Here is a 1,250-nt window from a genome sequence, read left to right as displayed (position 1 = left end):
ATCACGAGGAGCCCGACCCTTTTGGATTTGTTTTTCTCTATCTATAAGGAGATTACTTAGCGAAGTGCTTATTGATGGTGCCCCAATCCTCTACTGCTGGGATCACGCCCATCTCAATCACCTGATTGCGGAGGTCTACCAGGTGCTTGTAGCTAGCCTCTAGCTCGGCCATCTCCTCTGGAGTACCCTCTGGCATATTGTAGGTAACGATACCATCCTTGCCGATCTTGGTATCCATTGCCATCATGATGTTTTGGAACTTATCGTTGTTCACGAAAGTACCTGCTGGCCATGGGAATTCAGCACCACCCATAGCAGCAGCAATCATCTCGATAGAGCAGTATGCTGGGCTCTGGAATGATGAGCGACCACGTAGCTTGATGATATTGGCACCACCCTTAGTGGTCTTGGTACGGATCTCCTCCCACTGCTCCTTGGTCAGTTTGTCGGTACCCATGTAGTCCTTCAATGGCTTGCCAGCGATCTTGGCATTTGATGCAAAGACTGCCATCTGCTCACCGTGGCCTCCGAAGGTGCGTGCACCAGTAACCTCGGACTGAGCTACACCGAAGTGCTTAGCTAGCTCGCTCTGCAGACGAGTACTATCGAGTGCTGCAAGAGTGGTTACACGGCGTGGGTCGATGCCTGCATGTAGCATGGTTACGAGACCGGTGATATCGGCAGGGTTGAAGATGATTACCACGTGCTTTACATCGGGGCAAAGGCGCTTGATGTGCTCACCGAGGTCGGCAGCGATCTCGCTATTACCCTTGAGTAGGTCCTCACGAGTCATGCCATCCTTACGAGGGGCGCCACCTGAGGATACGATGTACTTAGCTCCCTTTAGAGCCTCCTCGAAATTGTCGGTAAAGGTCATGTTGAGACCCTGGAATCCACAGTGGCGGATCTCCTCTGCCACGCCCTCAAGACCAGGAAGATAGGGGTCGTATAGGCAAATATTTGGGGTGAGGCGCATCATAGCTGCTGTCTGTGCCATATTGCTACCAATCATACCTCCTGCTCCGATGATCACGAGCTTGTCGTCAGTCAAAAAACTCATAAGATATAAACTTTATATTGTGAAAATAATACCGTCATCTAATACTTCCACAAATGTAATAAAGAATTTTGTAAATAAATAATATTCGCCATAGAAAATGCGGTGGCGGCCAATTCGGTGCCCGATAAAATGACTTTATCGGACGGTAGTTTTTTAATAAAAAAGCACCCGTCAGGGTGCCACTCAGCTA

Annotated in this window: 1 protein-coding gene; it reads right to left on the bottom strand. The window is 49.2% G+C overall.

Annotated features, from left to right (window positions below; all coding sequences use genetic code 11):
- Nucleotides 1–52 precede the first annotated feature (52 nt).
- On the bottom strand, nt 53–1,060 hold the full coding sequence (locus tag QVO39_RS07675) for a malate dehydrogenase (RefSeq protein WP_018027886.1): 1,008 nt from the start codon (nt 1,058–1,060) through the stop codon (nt 53–55).
- Between the last annotated feature and the right edge of the window lie 190 nt (nt 1,061–1,250).

Source organism: Porphyromonas sp. CAG:1061 (genome assembly GCF_000435035.1).
Classification (GTDB): Bacteria; Bacteroidota; Bacteroidia; order Bacteroidales; family Porphyromonadaceae; genus Porphyromonas_A; species Porphyromonas_A somerae.
The sequence above is the reverse complement of the archived record's forward strand: the minus strand, read 5'-3'. Positions and strand labels throughout refer to the sequence as shown.

What these genes read in the sequence shown, in the direction of transcription:
- QVO39_RS07675 (WP_018027886.1), bottom strand. Translation starts at nt 1,060, where the DNA reads ATGAGTTTTTTGACTGACGACAAGCTCGTGATCATCGGAGCAGGAGGT.